Here is a 1,085-nt window from a genome sequence, read left to right as displayed (position 1 = left end):
TTGCTGTCTCAGAATCACATAATGGACGCGAGCAACGACTAGAAAAGTCTGCTTTGTGGTCAAGTCCTCGGCCTATTAGTACCGGTCAGCTCCACACGTTACCGCGCTTCCACCTCCGGCCTATCAACCCGGTCGTCTACCGGGAGCCTTACCCCCTCACAGGGTGGGAGACCTCATCTCAAGGCAAGCTTCCCGCTTAGATGCTTTCAGCGGTTATCCCTCCCGAACGTAGCCAACCAGCCGTGCACCTGGCGGTACAACTGGCACACCAGAGGTTCGTCCGTCCCGGTCCTCTCGTACTAGGGACAGCCCCTTTCAAGTCTCCTGCGCGCGCAGCGGATAGGGACCGAACTGTCTCGCGACGTTCTAAACCCAGCTCGCGTACCGCTTTAATGGGCGAACAGCCCAACCCTTGGGACCTACTCCAGCCCCAGGATGCGACGAGCCGACATCGAGGTGCCAAACCATCCCGTCGATATGGACTCTTGGGGAAGATCAGCCTGTTATCCCCGGGGTACCTTTTAGCCGTTGAGCGACACCGCTTCCACACGCCGATGCCGGATCACTAGTCCCAGCTTTCGCTCCTGCTCGACCCGTCAGTCTCACAGTCAAGCTCCCTTGTGCACTTACACTCAACACCTGATTGCCAACCAGGCTGAGGGAACCTTTGGGCGCCTCCGTTACCCTTTGGGAGGCAACCGCCCCAGTTAAACTACCCACCAGACACTGTCCCCGATCCGGATCACGGACCAGAGTTAGACATCCAAAACGACCAGAGTGGTATTTCACCAATGACTCCACCCGAACTAGCGTCCGAGCTTCCCAGTCTCCCACCTATCCTACACAAGCCGTTCCAAACACCAATGTCAAGCTGTAGTGAAGGTCCCGGGGTCTTTCCGTCCTGCTGCGCGAAACGAGCATCTTTACTCGTACTGCAATTTCACCGGGTCTGCGGTTGAGACAGCGGGGAAGTCGTTACGCCATTCGTGCAGGTCGGAACTTACCCGACAAGGAATTTCGCTACCTTAGGATGGTTATAGTTACCACCGCCGTTTACCGGCGCTTAAGTTCTCACCTTCGCCAAC

General features: G+C 56.9%; 1 rRNA gene. It reads right to left on the bottom strand.

From position 1 onward, the window contains the following. Nucleotides 1–55 precede the first annotated feature (55 nt). Nucleotides 56–1,085 (bottom strand): 23S ribosomal RNA (locus tag ACWDX9_RS63615); the annotation flags it as partial.

It is taken from the genome of Nonomuraea sp. NPDC003201 (assembly GCF_053590415.1).
This window is presented reverse-complemented; position numbering and strand designations above follow the sequence as displayed.